The sequence below is a fragment of the Microbacterium sp. NPDC077391 genome (assembly GCF_040686955.1).
Classification (GTDB): domain Bacteria; phylum Actinomycetota; class Actinomycetes; order Actinomycetales; family Microbacteriaceae; genus Microbacterium; species Microbacterium commune.
In genome coordinates, this window is sequence record NZ_JBFBMI010000001.1 from 27,892 (window position 1) to 43,120 (window position 15,229).

Here is a 15,229-nt window from a genome sequence, read left to right on the forward strand (position 1 = left end):
GGATGCGTCCGACATCTGGAGTGTCGGCCCCCGAAGTGTCACGGCCACGGCGGGCCGGAGGGCCGGAGGTCGGAGGGCCGGCGGACCCATGCGGCCGACACGCGAAAGGCGCGGACGCCGCAGCATCCGCGCCTTCCAGACGGGGATCAGTCGGTGCCGGAGTCGAACGCGGCACCCTCGGATGCCAGGTCGACCGCCTCCGCGAGCTGCTCGTCGTCGCTCTCGGATGCCGAGATCTCGGCGGCCTGACCGGCGGTGACCTTGCCGACGAGCTCGCCCGTCGCGCCGCCGACAAGGCCGAGGCCCGCGTACTGCTCGAGCCGCGAGCGCGAGTCGGCGATGTCGAGGTTGCGCATGGTGAGCTGGCCGATGCGGTCGACCGGGCCGAACGCCGCGTCGCCCACGCGCTCCATCGACAGCTTCTCGGGGCCGTACGAGAGGTTCGGCGAGACGGTGTCGAGGATGGTCCAGTCGTCGCCGCGGCGCAGGCGCAGGGTGACCGTGCCCGAGATGGTGAGTCCCACCCAGCGCTGGATCGACTCGCGCAGCATGAGCGACTGCGGCTCGAGCCAACGACCCTCGTACATCAGCCGGCCGAGGCGACGGCCCTGCTCGTGATAGGTGGCGAGGGTGTCTTCATTCAGGATGCCGTTGACCAGGCGCTCGTAGGCGATGAACAGCAGCGCCATTCCGGGGGCCTCGTAGATGCCGCGCGACTTCGCCTCGATGATGCGGTTCTCGATCTGGTCGCTCATGCCGAGCCCGTGGCGTCCGCCGATGGTGTTGGCCTCCATCACGAGGGCCACCGGATCGCTGTACTCGGTGCCGTTGATCGCGACCGGGCGGCCGCCCTCGAAGGTGACGGTGACGTCTTCGGTGTCGATCTGCACCGACGGGTCCCAGAACTTCACGCCCATGATCGGGTCGACGGTCTCGAGCGACACGTCGAGGTGCTCGAGGGTCTTCGCCTCGTGCGTGGCGCCCCAGATATTGGCATCCGTCGAATACGCCTTCTCGGCCGAGTCGCGGTACGGGAAGCCGCGCTCCACGAGCCACTCGCTCATCTCCGCACGTCCCCCGAGCTCGGTGACGAAGTCGGCGTCGAGCCAGGGCTTGTAGATGCGCAGGCGCGGGTTGGCCAGCAGGCCGTAGCGGTAGAAGCGCTCGATGTCGTTGCCCTTGTACGTCGAGCCGTCGCCCCAGATGTCGACGCCGTCGTCGCGCATCGCGCGCACGAGCAGCGTGCCGGTGACCGCGCGTCCGAGCGGGGTGGTGTTGAAGTACGTCTTCCCGCCCGAGCGGATGTGGAAGGCGCCGCACTGCAGCGCGACGAAGCCCTCTTCGACGAGTGCCGTCCTGGCATCCACCAGTCGCGATTCCTCGGCGCCGTACTCGAGCGCACGGCCGGGGATCGAGGCGATGTCGCTCTCGTCGTACTGCCCCAGATCGCCGGTGTACGTGTAGGGCACCGCGCCCTTCTCGCGCATCCACGCGACGGCGACGGAGGTGTCGAGCCCTCCGGAGAAAGCGATGCCGACCTTTTCGCCGACGGGGAGGGACTGGAGCACCTTGGACATGGCTTCAAGTCTATCGGCGCGCGGCGTGTCGCCCCGGCCCCGTTTCTCCCCTTCGAATCGCTTGAATGGCGGCAATCCGGGCCGCCGAACCGCCATTCAAGCGATTCGAAGGCGGGTAGCCTGGGCCGCATGGGCCAGGCGGTGCTGTGGGGCGCGGTTGCGGCAGCGCCGCTGCTCGTCGGGGCGCTACTGGCGCTGGTGCGCCGGTGGCCCGATCGGCTGCTCGGCATCATCCTCGGTTTCGGCGCCGGTGCGCTGATGGCGTCGATCGCCTTCGAGCTGTGGGAGCAGGGTGTGGATCTCGGCGGTCACCTGCCGCTGATCATCGGCGTCGCCGCCGGGGCGCTCTGCTACTACATCGCCGCGCGGATCCTCGATGCGCGGCAGGCGAAGAAGAAGGCGGATGCCGGTGGCGGGGCGCTCGCGATCGGGGCGCTGCTCGACGGCATCCCGGAGCAGCTCGTGCTGGGCATCGGACTCGCGTCCGGCGAGGGGGTGGGCGTCGCGCTGATCGTCGCGATCGTCGTCTCGAACCTGCCGGAGTCGATCGGCTCGGCATCGGACCTGCTGGCCGACGGTATGCGGCGCAGCCGCGTGGTGCTGCTGTGGGCAGGGGTGGCGGTGCTCTCTGTGCTCGCCACCGCAGGCGGATTCGCGCTGGCATCCGTCGTCGACAACAGCTTCCGCGCCGGGGCCAACGGATTCGCCGCGGGAGCCCTGCTGGTCATGCTCGTCGACTCGATGGTGCCCGAGGCGCAGAAGAAGGCGACCGAGTCGACGGGGCTCGCGACGGTCATCGGCTTCGCGTTCGCCGCCTGGCTCGCGCTCGCCGCCTGACCCGCCGGCCCGGACCCGCCTCCGACGGGCGCTCAGCCCGGACGCTCAGCCCAGACGCTCAGCCCAGACGCTCAGCCAGCCACGCCGCCTGGCGCTGCCACTGCACGCCGAGCCCGCCCTCGTGCTCGTTGAACGCGTACTCCACGACGTCCGCCCCGCCGCGGTGATGATTGGCCGCGGCGAACACGGTCGATGGCGGGCATACGGGATCCATCAGGGCGACCGAGTACAGCGCAGGAGCGTCGGCCCGCGCGGCGAAGTTCACGCCGTCGAAGTACGACAGGGTCTCGAAGGTCTGCGTCACGGCATCGCGATGCACCGCCAGATAGCGCACGATCTCCTGGTACGGATCGCTGTCGGTCAACCCGACCGCCCGCTCGAAGTGGCAGAGGAACGGCACGTCGGGCATGACGCCGACGAGCCCGGGGGTGAGACCGGCGGCGGCGATCGCGATGCCGCCGCCCTGGCTGCCGCCGGTGACCGCGATGCGGTCGGCGTCCACCTCTTCGAAGGCGCGCACGGCGTCGATCAACAGCGCGGCGTCGGTGAACACGCGACGGTAGTAGTACTGCTCGGGGTCGTCGATGCCGCGGGTCATGAACCCGGGAGCCGAGGCGCCGGTGCCGTGCGGGTCGGGGGTCGAGCCGCCGGTGCCCCAGCCGCTGCCCTGGCCGCGGGTGTCCATGAACACCCACGCGTACCCGGATGCCGCCCAGCCGAGGCGCTCGTGCGGCAGCCCGCGTCCGCCGCCGTAGCCGTTGTACTCCACCACCGTCGGCAGGGGTCCGGTCGCGCCGGCGGGTGCGACGTACCACCCGCGCACGCGGTCGCCGCCGAACCCGCTGAACGTCAGGTCGTACACGTCGACCAGCGTCAGGGGCGTCTCGACTCTGGTGCGCTCGGCCGGTGCGGCCAGCCGGCGCGACGAGTCGAGCGTGCGCTGCCAGAACGCGTCGAAGTCGGCGGGCTCGGCGACGGTGGGCCGGTACGTGCGCAGCTCGGCGGGAGACAGATCGAAGCGAGGCATGTCGATCAGCCTGCCGCCACGAACAGGCGTCCGGCGCCGGTGACCCGCACGGTGGCGGGGCGCGAGATCAGCACTGCGCGACCGCGCGGCATCGGGATGCGCTGGTCGTCGGATGCCAGCTCGAACTCGCCGTCGGTCGCGAGCGCGATGCCCGCGCCGTCGAGCACGATCTCGCCGTCGGATTCGATCGCGTACAGCTCGAACCCGGGATCGTCGTCCGTGCCGCGCTCGACCGGGCGGAAGACGCGGACACCGTCGGAGACGACCTCGGGAGCGAGCCGCGGGTCGCCGCCCTCGCGCGCGTCGAGCACCCGGTCGAGTTCGACCGTGTCGATGTGCTTGCCGGTGAGACCGCCGCGCATGACGTTGTCGCTCGGTCCCATCAGCTCGATCCCCGAGCCGCGCAGGTAGGCGTGGATGTTGCCCGCGGGCAGCCACAGCGCCTCGCCGGCATGCAGCGTGAGGTGCTGCAGCATGAGCGCCCCGAGGATCCCGGGGTCGGCCGGGTGCGCCTCGGCGATGCGGGCGAGAAGCGCGAAGCGGGCATCCCGTTCCGCGCCCGCGGTCACGGCCGTGACCAGCGCCGGCAGGCTCTCGTCTCCCGAGAGCAGCCACAGGAACGCCCGGCGGATGCCGTCGGCGCCGGCCAGGTGCTGCTGCCAGGTCTGCAGCGCCGCCGACGCGTCGGGCGCAGCGTCGATCAGCCCGGCGAGAGTCCGCAGGTCGGCCTGCACCTCGGCGGCGGGCCGGAAGCCGCACAGTGCCTCGAAACCGTCGTGCAGCGCGACGATCAGCTCGGGCTTCGCGTGCGGGTCGCGGTAGGTGCGGTGCGGCGCGTCGACGGGAATGCCGAGGGCGTTCTCGCGGTCGAAGCCCTCCTCCGCCTGCGCCGTGCTCGGGTGCGCCTGCAGAGACAGCGGCTCTGCCGCGCACAGCACCTTCAGCAGGAACGGCAGGGTCGTTCCCGTCTCGCGCTCCCACGCGTCGAGGGTCGGCCACGGTGCGTCGCCGAGGACGGTGCTCGGCGCGGAGGGGTGCGCGCCGAGCCACAGCTCGGCCTCCTTCCGCCCGGTCGGGGCGGTGCCGCGCACGTGAGCCACGCCGTCGACCAGCCCCCAGGCGTAGTCGCGGGGCGTGTTGTCGATCTCGTGGAAGAGGGGGGTCGTCATGATGCGGCTCCGATCGGGTGGTCAGATTGAGAGGCTCAGCGAGTGCGCTCGGCGAAGCGCTCGTGCAGCGGATGCCCGGGGCCCAGGTGGGCGAGGGCCACGGCGCCGTCGAGGCCGGACCCGGCGGCCGGCACGAACCTGGCATCCGGACGCTCGGCGCGCACGATCTCCTCGAACGCCGACCGGATCACGTCGGAGCCGAACACGCCGCCGATCGCTCCGACGGCGGCATCGGCCGGCGCGTCGGTGACCCGCAGCGCCGCGAGCACAGCCGTCGCGAGCTCGGCTGCGGCGGCGCGGCAGATGCCGATCGCGACGTCGTCTCCGGATGCCGCGTGCGCGGCTGTCGGCGCGGCGAACGATGCCACGGTGCGCACGCGATCCTCCGACGACTGCAGGGCGACGTACGCGGTCTCCAGGTCTGGCCAGCGCTCCTTCACGACCGCGGTCAGCGCCGTCGCCGGGCCGCGCCCGTCGTGCGCGCGCATCACGGCATCCAGGGCCGCTCGGCCGATCCAGTACCCGCTGCCCCCATCGCCCATGATGTGGCCCCAGCCGTCGACGCGGGTGGAGTGCTCCGGCCCGACGCCGAGCGTGACGACCCCCGTGCCGGCCGCCACCACGGCGCCCTGCCGGTCGCCGAGCACTCCCAGGAACGAGGTGACCGAGTCGTGGGACACGACGATGCGGTGCACGTCGGCGAGATCAGGGTGCCGCATCAGGGCATCCGCCTCGGCCTCGGCGGAGGTGAGACCCGAGACGCCGAAGGTCACCGTGTGCGGCGCCTCGTTCGTCACACGGGTGACCTCGGCGACCACGGCCGCGAGCTGAGCCAGCAGCGGCCGGTCGGTGAGCACGCCGGGGAACAGCCACTCCTGAGCGGTGTCGTCGGGTGCGACGAGGCGGGTCTTGATGCCCGTCTGGCCGGCGTCGATGGCGAGAAGCGTGTGCTCGGGCACGTGGACTCCCTGTTGATCGAGGGCCGCGACGCGGCCAGAAGCCAGCGTAGGACACCCGCCGTGCTCGCGTCGGTCGTGATGTCAAGCCCTGTTCATCGCCGCCGCGCTCACGGTGTACTGGGACTCACTCGCCCCCAGCGAAGGAGACACCGTGACGTCCTTATGGCTCGACGACCAGCGTGAGCGCATTCCCACCGACGCCTTCGAGCCCGACGCCCGCTACGACGCCGTGGTCGCCGGAGCGGGTCTCACCGGACTGACCACCGCCCTGCTGCTCGCGCGCGCCGGCCTGTCGGTGGCGGTGCTCGAGGCCCGCTTCGTGGGTGCCGCGGCGACCGGCAACACCACCGCGAAGCTCAGTCTGCTGCAGGGAAGCGTGCTCTCGGGCATCCGCTCGCGCGGATCCGACCGCGTCCTCACGGCGTATGTCGAGGGCAACCTCGAGGGTCAGCAGTGGATGCTGCGCTACCTCGGCGAGCACGGCGTCGGTGTCGAGCGTCGCGATGCGTTCACCTACGCGGCAACCGAGGACGGCGTGCGTTCGATCGAGAAGGAGTACGAGGCGTGCCTGGCGGCGGGACTCGACGTCGAGCGGGTGAGCGAGCTCGAGCTGCCGTTCCGTGTGCACGGCGCCATCCGACTGCGCGAGCAGGCGCAGTTCGACCCGATGGACGTGCTGCGCGCGCTCGCCGCCGATCTGCGCGAGCGGGGCGGGGTGATCGTCGAGGGCGTGCGGGTGAAGGACGTCGACACCGGCGAGCCCAGCCGGGTGATCACCTCGGTCGGCGACGTGCACGCCGGGACGGTGGTGCTGGCCACGGGTGTGCCGGTCCTCGACCGGGGCCTGTACTTCGCCAAGCTCAAGGCCAACCGCTCGTACGCGCAGGCGTACCGGATGCCGGACGCCGCCCGGATCCCGCAGGGCATGTACCTCTCGGTCGATGCACCGACCCGGTCGCTGCGCACCGCCTCGCACGACGGCGAGCAGCTGCTGCTGGTCGGCGGCAACGACCACGACGTGGGCCGCGCGGCCGATACCCAGGCCCTGGTCGACGATCTCGAGCACTGGACGCACCGTCACTTCCCCGGCGCGGAGCGCACGCACGCCTGGGCTGCGCAGGACTACCAGTCGCTGAACATGGTGCCGTTCGTCGGCTGGATGCCGCGCACCGGCAAGCACGTCAAGATCGCCACCGGCTACAACAAGTGGGGCATGACGAACGCCGTCGCGGCGGCGCTGAGCATCACGGCGGAGGTGCTCGACGGCAGCATCCCCTGGGCGCAGACGCTGCACCATCGCATCACCACGCCGAAGGATCTCGCGCAGGGTGCGGTCGCCGGCGCGGAGGTGGCGCGCGACGCCGCGACCGGGTGGATCTCGGCCGAACGGCATCCGCTGCCCACGACGCCGCCCGCGGAGGGCGAGGGCGTCGTGGGCAGCGCGGGGATGAAACCGGTGGCGGTCTCGACCGTCGACGGCGTCACCTGCCGCGTGTCTGCCGTGTGCACGCACCTGGGCGGCATCGTCACCTGGAACAGTGCCGAGCGCTCGTGGGACTGCCCGCTGCACGGCTCGCGCTTCGCCGCCGACGGCACGGTGCTCGAGGGTCCCGCGGTCGACGATCTCAGGCTCGTCGACGAGCCGGAGCTGCCCGGCGACGAGCACGTGCCGGTGGCAGACCTGCCGTAGGGCGGTTGTCAGGCCGGATCTCGGGCGCCGCGGGAGCGCAGCTCCGACCTCAGAACCCGGGGTAGTCCTGCAGGCGCTGCTCGAACTCGGCCCGGTCGGCCTCGGGCAGCACGCGGCGGGCGAAGGCGATGAGCTGGATGCCCTCGAGGGGCTCGCCCGTCTGCGCCGCGATCGCCTCGCGCTGCAGGCGGAACTCCCCGGTGGGGTCGTTCGACAGGTCGTACGCGTACGCGTAGAAGCGCATCGGCCCGGGGTAGGTGTCGCCGTAGTACTCCCAGGTGTGCTGCCGGGACGGCTCGGTCGAGCCGTACAGCTTCGCCACCATGTCGGGCGAGATGCCGGTGTCGATCTCGTTCAGCGGGTACAGGTCGCTGAGACCGCGCTCGAGGAGCACCTCGCCGATCGCCTGCATGACCTCGCGTTTGCGTGCGTCGTCCTGCACGGGCTGCTCGGTCGTCCACGCCGTCGACGTGTACCGGCGCAGCATCGACTCACCGCCGTACCCGTTGCGCTCGGGGCTCACGTCGACCGTGCCGCTCTGCACCCACGTGTAGCCGTAGCGATCGCTCAGTCGGGCGCGGATCGCGGTCATCAGAGCGTCGCCCTCGGCCTGCACCTCGTCGAGAGACGGCCCGTTCAGGGCCTCGTCGGGCGAGTAGTCCTTCACGCCCGGATACGCCTCCTCGTGCCGCTGCTGCTCGGACTTCGTGCCGCCGTACGCCTGGGTCGCCGAGGAGTACAGGGCGCCCACGGCGCCGACGGTCGCGACGTTGCAGACGAGCGAGACGGCCAGGGCGATCGCCCCCAGCATCCGGCCGCGTCGGGTGAGCAGCGCCGCGACGATCACGCCGACGATCGCGAGCTGCAGTACGAGCAGCGTCACGCCGTACAGCGCGTCGGTGCCGCCGGCGAGCATGAGCAGCAGCAGGATCACGGCGAAGACGGCCGTCGCCGAGATGGCGGCGAGCCCGACTGCGTTGACCCCCGTCTTGCGGACGGCCGCCGGGTCGGTGTAGGTGACTCCGGATGCCGTGGGCAGGCCGGCCGCGGCATCCAGCCCTCCCCGCGCACGGGCAGCGCCCGCGTAGCCGCCGACCGGGGGCAGGGGAGGGGCGCCTTCGGAGCCGCCGACGTATCTGCTGCGCTGATGATCTACCACGGCTTGTCCGTTCCCCCACCGGAGCCGTCGTCGCCCTGCCCGCCGCCGAGCTGGTCCTCTCGCTCCTGCGCGCCCTGATTCAGGCGGTCCTCGATGTCGTCGAGCCTGTCCTGCGGCGTCTCTCCCTGCTCTCCCTGCTCTCCCTGGTCTGGCTGCTGCGGCTGCTCGGGTGGCGGCTGCTGGCTCTGACGCTGCTTCTCCTGCTGGCGCCGCTGATTCTCGTCGAGCGTGTCGCTCATGTCGCGGTTCGGCTGCGGCGACTGCTGCTGGGCTGCCTCGCTGCGGCACTCCTCCGGCGTCTCGACGGTGATCTCGAGCGCTTCGCCGTACAGCTCGGCGGCTCTCGCGGCGTCGCCGTCGGCCTGCGCGGCGTCGCCCTGCCGCTCGACGACGAGCGACAGGTTGATCAGCACGGGGCACACCTGCAGCCCTTGGGCGAGGGGCAGCGCGCGCTCCAGCTCCGTCCGGGAGGCACCGAGCTCGTCTGCGCCGCCCAGCGCCGTGCCGATGTTGTACGGCGCGGCGAACGGCTCGAACCAGTTGGCGATGTCCTGCCCGCGGGCGGCCGACTCCGACTCGGCGTACGCACCAGACACGAACGTGCTGATCGACGTATGCGCGAACGCGTACATGCTCAGCAGCTTGGCCACGAGCAGCAGCGCGGCGAGCGTGAGGGGGAGGGTCGCGATCGCGACCCAGCGGCGGATCCGACGGCGGCGCCGGTTGACGGCCAGCAGGGCCGCTGCGGCATCCGCCTGCGATGGCGTGCTCATCCGATGCCCCCCTTCGGCGGCGCCGGGGCCGGCGGCGTCGGGGCCGGCCGCGCCGGCATCGGTGGCGCCGGGGCCGGCTGCGGTCGGGCGAGTCCGCGCAGCCGCACGACCGAGATGGTCGCGAGTGCGACCTCGACCGCCAGCATCGCGATCAGCGCCAGCGCCCCGATCCAGTACAGCTCGACGACGTTGCCGACCTCGCCGGAGGCCGCGTAGTCGGTGGTGCTCGTCGGCGCTTCGGGCAGGTCGATCTCGGCATCCGCCGCCCTGGCCCGGTACTCGATGCCGAGCTGCTCGGACACCCGGCGCAGGTTGTCTTCATCGATCACCGACCGGGCGGGCTGTCCCTGGTACTCGATGTATCCACCGCTCTCCGAGCCCTGGCCGGTCGTCTTCCGCATCGGCCCGCCCTCGGCGGTGCCGTAGCCCAGCACCGCCCCGCCGTCGACGTACTTCGCGCTCGAGGCGAATGACTCCGGCTCGCTCGACGCCGTCTGCTCGCCGTCGCCGAGGTAGAACACCATGCGCCCGCGCTCGGGCGACGCCTCCGCCGCAGCCGCGAGCGTGTCGGCCAGCATCCGGTTCGCGAGGCCGATCGACGATCCGCGCGACTGATCGGTCACCTCGGGCCGCAGCACGTCGAGCGATGAGATGAGCGCAGTGGCATCCGTCGTCAGCGGCAGACGCAGCTGCGCGGCCGCGTCGAAGCTGATCAGCGCGAACCGCGCCCCCGGGTACTCGTCGACGATGGCCTGCGCGTCGGCGCGGACGCCGTCGATGCGGGGGCGGTCACCTGCCCAGTCCTCGGCGACGATGCTCGCCGTCGTGTCCACGACGATCACGACATCGGTGTCGGTGGCGAGGGTCTCCGAGGTGCCACCGGGGATGCCGGGCCGCAGCAGCATGACGAAGACGACGACGATCATGCCCAGGCGCAGCGCCCACAGCCCGCGCGAGGGCCCCCTCACGAGTGCGCGCACGACGAAGAACGCCGGCACCGCGCACAGCAGCGCGAGCAGGATCGGATGCAGGACGGGCTGGAGGATCACGGGCGCCTCCCTCCGGCATCCCGAACCACGCTCAGCAGCACGACGAAGCCGAGCACCGCCACGAGCATCAGCGAGATCCACAGGTTCGGGCTGTCAACCAGGATCACCTGCGCCTGACCCTTCAGCGTCGTCGCCTCCTGCTTCTGGATCTCGGCGATGATGTCGCCCACGGTGGTGGTCGCCCGCAGCGCGTACGACTGCCCGCCGGTGAGTGCCGCCGCGTCGGCCAGCTGCGCGCTGACCTGCGCGTCCTTGCCCTGCACCGGGTTCAGGGCGAAGACACGCACGCGCTGCGCCTTCGCGTACTGCGCCGCCTCGTCGAGCGTGAGGATCGACGCGCCCGCGAGCTCGTTGTCGGTGGCGAGGATGACCGACCGGCTGCGCTCGTCGTCCTGATGGTCGAAGCGCATCGTGCACGCGGCGAGGCCGTCGCCGATCAGCGATGCACCCGGGCCGTTGAGCGTGCCGACCCAGTGCTCGGGCGTCTCGTCGACATAGTCGAAGCTGCTGCGCACATTCTGGAGTTGCTCCTTCACGAACGCGTAGTCGTCGGTGAGGGGGAACACCTGCACGGGCGAGCTGTTGAAGATGGTCAGTCCGATCCGCTCGCCCTCGAACCCCTCCAGCAGCTCTTCGAAGACGCTGAGCACCTCGACGTCGACGTCCGACATCGATCCCGACACGTCGAGGCAGAGCATGATGTCGCGGCTGGCGTTCACGGGTTGCACGGTCTTCGGCGCCATCGGACGGGCGGCGACGACCCCGCCGAGCAGCACGGCGATCGCGCCGAGCGCGACGATGCCGGACAGCAGCGCCGTCCGCCGCCGCACCGCGGCGCGGAACGAGGGCAGCGCGCGCAGTCGCTCCGCGCGCGAGACCAGTGCGGCCGGCCGGGCGTCGGCACGTCGGCCCGAGCGGATGCCGATGACCGCCCCCACCGCGACGGCTGCGGCGAGCACGCCGAGGGCGACCAGCGGCATCCACCAGATGTTCAGTGTCACGTAGTCACCCCTCAGTGCCAGCTCGTGACGACGGTGCGCGCGGCGTCGGCGCCGTAGACCGGATCGATCGCGGGTCCGCGCTGGAAGATGCTCGGGTAGTAGTGCCGGCGGATCGCGTCGATGAGGGCGGGATCGACGCCGCGAGCGACGAGATCGTCGAGCGCGAGCACCGGCGCCTCGAGCCCGGAGTACTCGTTGACGAACGCGCGCACGGTGCGGCTCAGCTCGAGATTCGCCTGTCGCGGCGTCATATTCCCCGAGCGGTATGCGTCTTCGATGCGCTGGACGTCGGCCAGGTACTCCCCGCGCAGCTGATCGAGGACCGCCGCTGCCGGCGGTGCGAGTGCGGCCTCTCCCGGCAGGGTGATGCTCTGCCTCGGCCTGGTCAGCGCGATCAGCAGCCAGGCGCCGCCGGCGAGCAGCAGCAGGATGCCGATCGCCAGCACGAGCCAGCCCCAGCCGTACTGAGCGGGCGGATACAGCTCATCAGGTGCGGGCATGCGACCTCCTGTTGAGCATGGCGAGCAGCGTGGGCACCGCCGCGCTCTGCGCGCCGAACTCGGCGTGCGCGATCTCGAGCCGTCGCAGCGTGGCATCGCGCGCGGCGGTGTGGGCCGCCTCGTCGGCGGCCAGCTCGGCCATCACCTCCACGTCGCCGTGCACGAAGTCGGGAATGGTCCAGCCGCTGTCGACGTCGCGTCGGTGCGCGCCCGCGCTGCCCGGCCGGATGACGGGGTCGGCGTCGCGCACGGTCATCCAGAGCACATCGTGCTGCACGGTGAGCCGGCGCAGCAGACCCTCGGTGTCGGGCGTCAGCGGCGCCTCGTCGGTGACGAGCACGACGATCATGCGCCGTGCGATAGTGCGCGCGGTGTAGCGCAGCAGGGCATCCCGATCCCCCGCCGCCGTGCTGGAGTCGATCGCCGCGCTCACCGTGCGCAGCGCGTGCTCGAGGGCGCCCTCGCTGCTGCCGGTCGCCAGCCGTCGCACGCGAGCGCTGTCGCCGTAGACGACGGAGAAGTCGTCACCGTGACGCACGGTGAGGAAGCCGAGGGCACCGGTCAGCAGCACGGCGAGATCGCGCTTGCCGCCCTCGTCCTCCGCGAGCGCGCGCATGCCGCGACCGGTGTCGACGAGGAACAGCACCGTGTGCTTGCGGGTGGCCTTGGTGCGCTTGATCAGCGGCTCGCCGTGACGGGCGGTCGCGCGCCAGTCGATGTCCCGCACCTGATCGCCGAACTCGTAAGGTCGCAGATCCTCGAAGTCGAGGCTGCGTCCGCGCAGCAGCGAGGCGTACGCGCCGTCCAGCGCGTGCATCGACTTCTGCGACGAGCGGATGAAGAGCGTGGCCTTCACCTGGGTGATCAGACTCGCCATGGGCGCTACGGGGTCGGCACGGACGCGAAGATCTGGTCGATGATGTCCTCGCTGCGCACGCCCTCGGCATCCGCCTCGAAGGTCAGCAGCACCCGATGGCGCAGCACGAGGTGGCGCAGCGACCGGATGTCCTCCGGCAGCACGTGGGTGCGGCCGTTCAGCAGCGCCAGGGCGCGCGACGCCTGCAGGAAGGCGATGCTCGCGCGAGGGCTGGCCCCGTACTTGATGAACCGGGCGCGTTCCTCGCCGATGTACGGCGCCGGATTGCGGGTGACGTAGGCGATCTGCACGATGTAGTTGCGGATCGCCGGGTCGATGTACACCCGCGAGGCGACGTCCTGCAGGTCGTGCACATCGTCGAGGCTGATCGCGCCGGCCACGTGCCGGTCGGGGTCGAGCGCCCCCGAGTCGATGCGGTTGAGGATCTCGAACTCCTCGGCGGGGCTCGGGTACTCGACGATCGCCTTGAGCAGGAAGCGATCCATCTGCGCCTCGGGCAGCTCGTAGGTGCCCTCCTGCTCGATCGGGTTCTGCGTGGCGATCACGAGGAACGGGCGCGGCAGCGGATGCACCTCGCCGCCGATCGTGGTCTGCCGCTCCTGCATCGCCTCGAGCATCGCCGACTGGGTCTTCGCGCTCGAGCGGTTGATCTCGTCGAGCAGCACGAAGTGGGCGTGCACCGGGCCGAGCACGGTGCGGAAGCTGCCGGTTCCGGCGTCGTAGATCTGGCTGCCGGTGATGTCGCTCGGCAGCAGGTCGGGAGTGCACTGGATGCGCTTGAAGCTGGCTTTCACGGTGTCGGCCAGAGTGCTCGCCGCTGTCGTCTTGGCCAGCCCGGGCACGGACTCGAGCAGGATGTGCCCGCCGGCGATGAGGGCGATGAGCAGGCTGGCGCGCAGGCTGTCCTGCCCGACCATCTTGGTCGCGTACGAGTCGGAGATGACGGTCAGGATGCGCTGCGCGCGAGCCAGATCGCCCGCTCCGGCGGGGGGCGCCTGCGAGGTCGATCCGGGATTCGGGAACTCAGACATCTCTCACTCCTCGTGCGCGTCGGGCGCTCGTCGACGACCGAGAACCCCCGGTACAGGGTAACCGCCCGGCCGATGCGCGAGCCGAAGGGCGGCATCGTGCAGGTGCGGTTCCCGATCCGGTTCACTCCGGCCGGCCGAGGGGCGAGGGGCGTCGCAGGGCCCCCGCGGGTTCGTGCCGATGCGCCGGGGGCCGTCGCAGGCCCTCCGATAGGATGGTCACGCCCGATCAGGGTCAGCTCATCTGCCGGTGCAAACCCGGCGAAAGCGTGCAGCACCAGGGGGTACACGCATGCCAGGAATCGTGATCGTCGGCGTCCAGTGGGGCGATGAGGGCAAGGGCAAGGCCACCGACCTGCTCGGCGAGCGCACCGACTGGGTGGTCAAGTTCAACGGCGGCAACAACGCCGGCCACACCGTCGTCATCGGCGACGAGAAGTACGCCCTGCACCTGCTCCCCTCGGGCATCCTGAGCCCCGGGGTGAACCCGGTGATCGGCAACGGCGTGGTCGTCGACCTCGCCGTGCTGTTCCAGGAGCTCGACGCGCTCGAGGCGCGCGGCGTCGACACGTCGCGCCTGAAGGTGAGCGCCAACGCGCACATCATCACGGCGTACCACCGCACGCTCGACAAGGTCACCGAGCGCTTCCTCGGCAAGCGCCGCATCGGCACCACCGGCCGCGGCATCGGCCCGGCGTACGCCGACAAGATCAACCGCGTCGGCATCCGCGTGCAGGACCTCTTCGACGAGAACATCCTGCGGCAGAAGGTCGAGGGCGCACTCGACCAGAAGAACCACCTGCTGGTGAAGATGTTCAACCGCCGCTCGATCACCGTCGACGAGATCGTCGACGACCTGCTCTCGTACACCGAGCGGCTGCGTCCGCTGGTCGCCGACACCGGGCACCTCGTCGACGAGGCCCTGAACCGCGGCGAGGTCGTCGTGTTCGAAGCCGGTCAGGCAACCATGCTCGACGTCGACCACGGCACCTACCCGTTCGTGACCTCGTCGACCGCGACGTCTTCGGGAGCGGCATCCGGCTCGGGGGTCGGACCCAACCGCCTCGACCGCATCGTCGGCATCGTCAAGGCGTACACCACCCGCGTCGGCTCGGGCCCGTTCCCCACCGAGCTCGAGGACGAGATGGGCGAGTGGCTGCGCAAGACCGGGTTCGAGTACGGCACCACCACGGGTCGCGACCGCCGCACCGGCTGGTACGACGCCCCGATCACCCGCTACGCGACGCGCGTGAACGGCATCACCGATCTCGTGCTCACCAAGCTCGACGTGCTCACCGGACTCGAGCAGATCCCGGTGTGCGTGGCCTACGACGTCGACGGCACGCGCTTCGACGAGGTGCCGGTCAACCAGACCGACTTCCACCACGCGAAGCCGATCTACGAGAGCTTCCCCGGCTGGAGCGAGGACATCTCGACGGCGCGCACCTTCGACGACCTGCCGCAGACGGCGAAGGACTACGTGCTCACCCTCGAGCGGATGAGCAACACCCGCATCTCGGTGATCGGCGTGGGCCCGGCCCGCGACCAGGTGATCGTGCGCCACGACCTGATCGACTGATCCC

The 15,229-nt window shown here is 71.1% G+C and carries 14 protein-coding genes; 3 read left to right on the top strand and 11 right to left on the bottom strand.

Translation table 11 applies throughout. The features are described 5' to 3' along the window. Nucleotides 1-146: 146 nt before the first annotated feature. Nucleotides 147-1,577 (bottom strand): argininosuccinate synthase, encoded by a 1,431-nt coding sequence (argG, locus tag AB0O65_RS00115; protein ID WP_071644635.1) that lies wholly within the window; start codon nucleotides 1,575-1,577, stop codon nucleotides 147-149. A 129-nt stretch (nucleotides 1,578-1,706) separates the two neighbouring features. On the opposite strand from argG, the gene AB0O65_RS00120 reads away from it, so the two are divergent. Further along, a complete protein-coding gene (locus AB0O65_RS00120; RefSeq protein ID WP_191712383.1) occupies nucleotides 1,707-2,414 on the top strand; it encodes a hypothetical protein in 708 nt (235 codons plus the stop codon). A 58-nt stretch (nucleotides 2,415-2,472) separates the two neighbouring features. Here AB0O65_RS00120 and AB0O65_RS00125 read toward each other — a convergent pair whose 3' ends face one another. From AB0O65_RS00125 to AB0O65_RS00135, 3 genes are read right to left on the bottom strand one after another with little or no spacing between them, the layout of a single operon-like run. Beyond that, nucleotides 2,473-3,441, bottom strand: coding sequence for an acetylxylan esterase (locus AB0O65_RS00125; RefSeq protein ID WP_363381963.1), 969 nt, complete (start codon nucleotides 3,439-3,441; stop codon nucleotides 2,473-2,475). 5 nt (nucleotides 3,442-3,446) lie between these two features. After that, nucleotides 3,447-4,610, bottom strand: coding sequence for a mannose-6-phosphate isomerase, class I (manA, locus tag AB0O65_RS00130; protein ID WP_363381966.1), 1,164 nt, complete (start codon nucleotides 4,608-4,610; stop codon nucleotides 3,447-3,449). Nucleotides 4,611-4,645: 35 nt separating this feature from the next. After that, on the bottom strand, nucleotides 4,646-5,569 hold the full coding sequence (locus AB0O65_RS00135) for a BadF/BadG/BcrA/BcrD ATPase family protein (RefSeq protein WP_363381969.1): 924 nt from the start codon (nucleotides 5,567-5,569) through the stop codon (nucleotides 4,646-4,648). A gap of 151 nt (nucleotides 5,570-5,720) precedes the next feature. On the opposite strand from AB0O65_RS00135, the gene AB0O65_RS00140 reads away from it, so the two are divergent. Then, nucleotides 5,721-7,259: an FAD-dependent oxidoreductase gene (locus tag AB0O65_RS00140; protein ID WP_363381972.1), complete on the top strand. Its 1,539-nt coding sequence runs from the start codon at nucleotides 5,721-5,723 to the stop codon at nucleotides 7,257-7,259. Between the two features lie 49 nt (nucleotides 7,260-7,308). Here the strand turns inward: AB0O65_RS00140 and AB0O65_RS00145 are convergent, their stop codons facing one another. From AB0O65_RS00145 to AB0O65_RS00175, 7 genes are read right to left on the bottom strand one after another with little or no spacing between them, the layout of a single operon-like run. Beyond that, complete coding sequence (locus AB0O65_RS00145; RefSeq protein ID WP_363381975.1) at nucleotides 7,309-8,418, bottom strand: phage holin family protein; 1,110 nt, start codon at nucleotides 8,416-8,418, stop codon at nucleotides 7,309-7,311. Beyond that, nucleotides 8,412-9,191, bottom strand: a complete 780-nt coding sequence (locus AB0O65_RS00150; RefSeq protein ID WP_363381978.1) for a hypothetical protein — start codon at nucleotides 9,189-9,191, stop codon at nucleotides 8,412-8,414. The genes AB0O65_RS00145 and AB0O65_RS00150 overlap by 7 nt, the downstream gene beginning before the upstream one ends. Then, nucleotides 9,188-10,240 (bottom strand): VWA domain-containing protein, encoded by a 1,053-nt coding sequence (locus AB0O65_RS00155; protein WP_363381981.1) that lies wholly within the window; start codon nucleotides 10,238-10,240, stop codon nucleotides 9,188-9,190. Before AB0O65_RS00155 ends, AB0O65_RS00150 begins: the two co-directional genes overlap by 4 nt. Continuing rightward, a complete protein-coding gene (locus AB0O65_RS00160; protein WP_363381983.1) occupies nucleotides 10,237-11,241 on the bottom strand; it encodes a VWA domain-containing protein in 1,005 nt (334 codons plus the stop codon). The genes AB0O65_RS00155 and AB0O65_RS00160 overlap by 4 nt, the downstream gene beginning before the upstream one ends. Nucleotides 11,242-11,252: 11 nt before the next feature. After that, nucleotides 11,253-11,741 carry a hypothetical protein gene (locus AB0O65_RS00165; protein WP_191712376.1) on the bottom strand — a complete coding sequence of 163 codons (489 nt, stop codon included), beginning with the start codon at nucleotides 11,739-11,741 and terminating at the stop codon, nucleotides 11,253-11,255. Beyond that, nucleotides 11,728-12,618 (bottom strand): DUF58 domain-containing protein, encoded by an 891-nt coding sequence (locus tag AB0O65_RS00170; protein WP_191712375.1) that lies wholly within the window; start codon nucleotides 12,616-12,618, stop codon nucleotides 11,728-11,730. Before AB0O65_RS00170 ends, AB0O65_RS00165 begins: the two co-directional genes overlap by 14 nt. A 5-nt stretch (nucleotides 12,619-12,623) precedes the next feature. Beyond that, nucleotides 12,624-13,649 (bottom strand): MoxR family ATPase, encoded by a 1,026-nt coding sequence (locus AB0O65_RS00175; RefSeq protein WP_313480217.1) that lies wholly within the window; start codon nucleotides 13,647-13,649, stop codon nucleotides 12,624-12,626. A gap of 289 nt (nucleotides 13,650-13,938) precedes the next feature. Here AB0O65_RS00175 and AB0O65_RS00180 point away from each other — a divergent pair, with 289 nt between their 5' ends. Further along, on the top strand, nucleotides 13,939-15,225 hold the full coding sequence (locus AB0O65_RS00180) for an adenylosuccinate synthase (RefSeq protein ID WP_071643889.1): 1,287 nt from the start codon (nucleotides 13,939-13,941) through the stop codon (nucleotides 15,223-15,225). The last annotated feature ends 4 nt before the right edge of the window (nucleotides 15,226-15,229 follow it).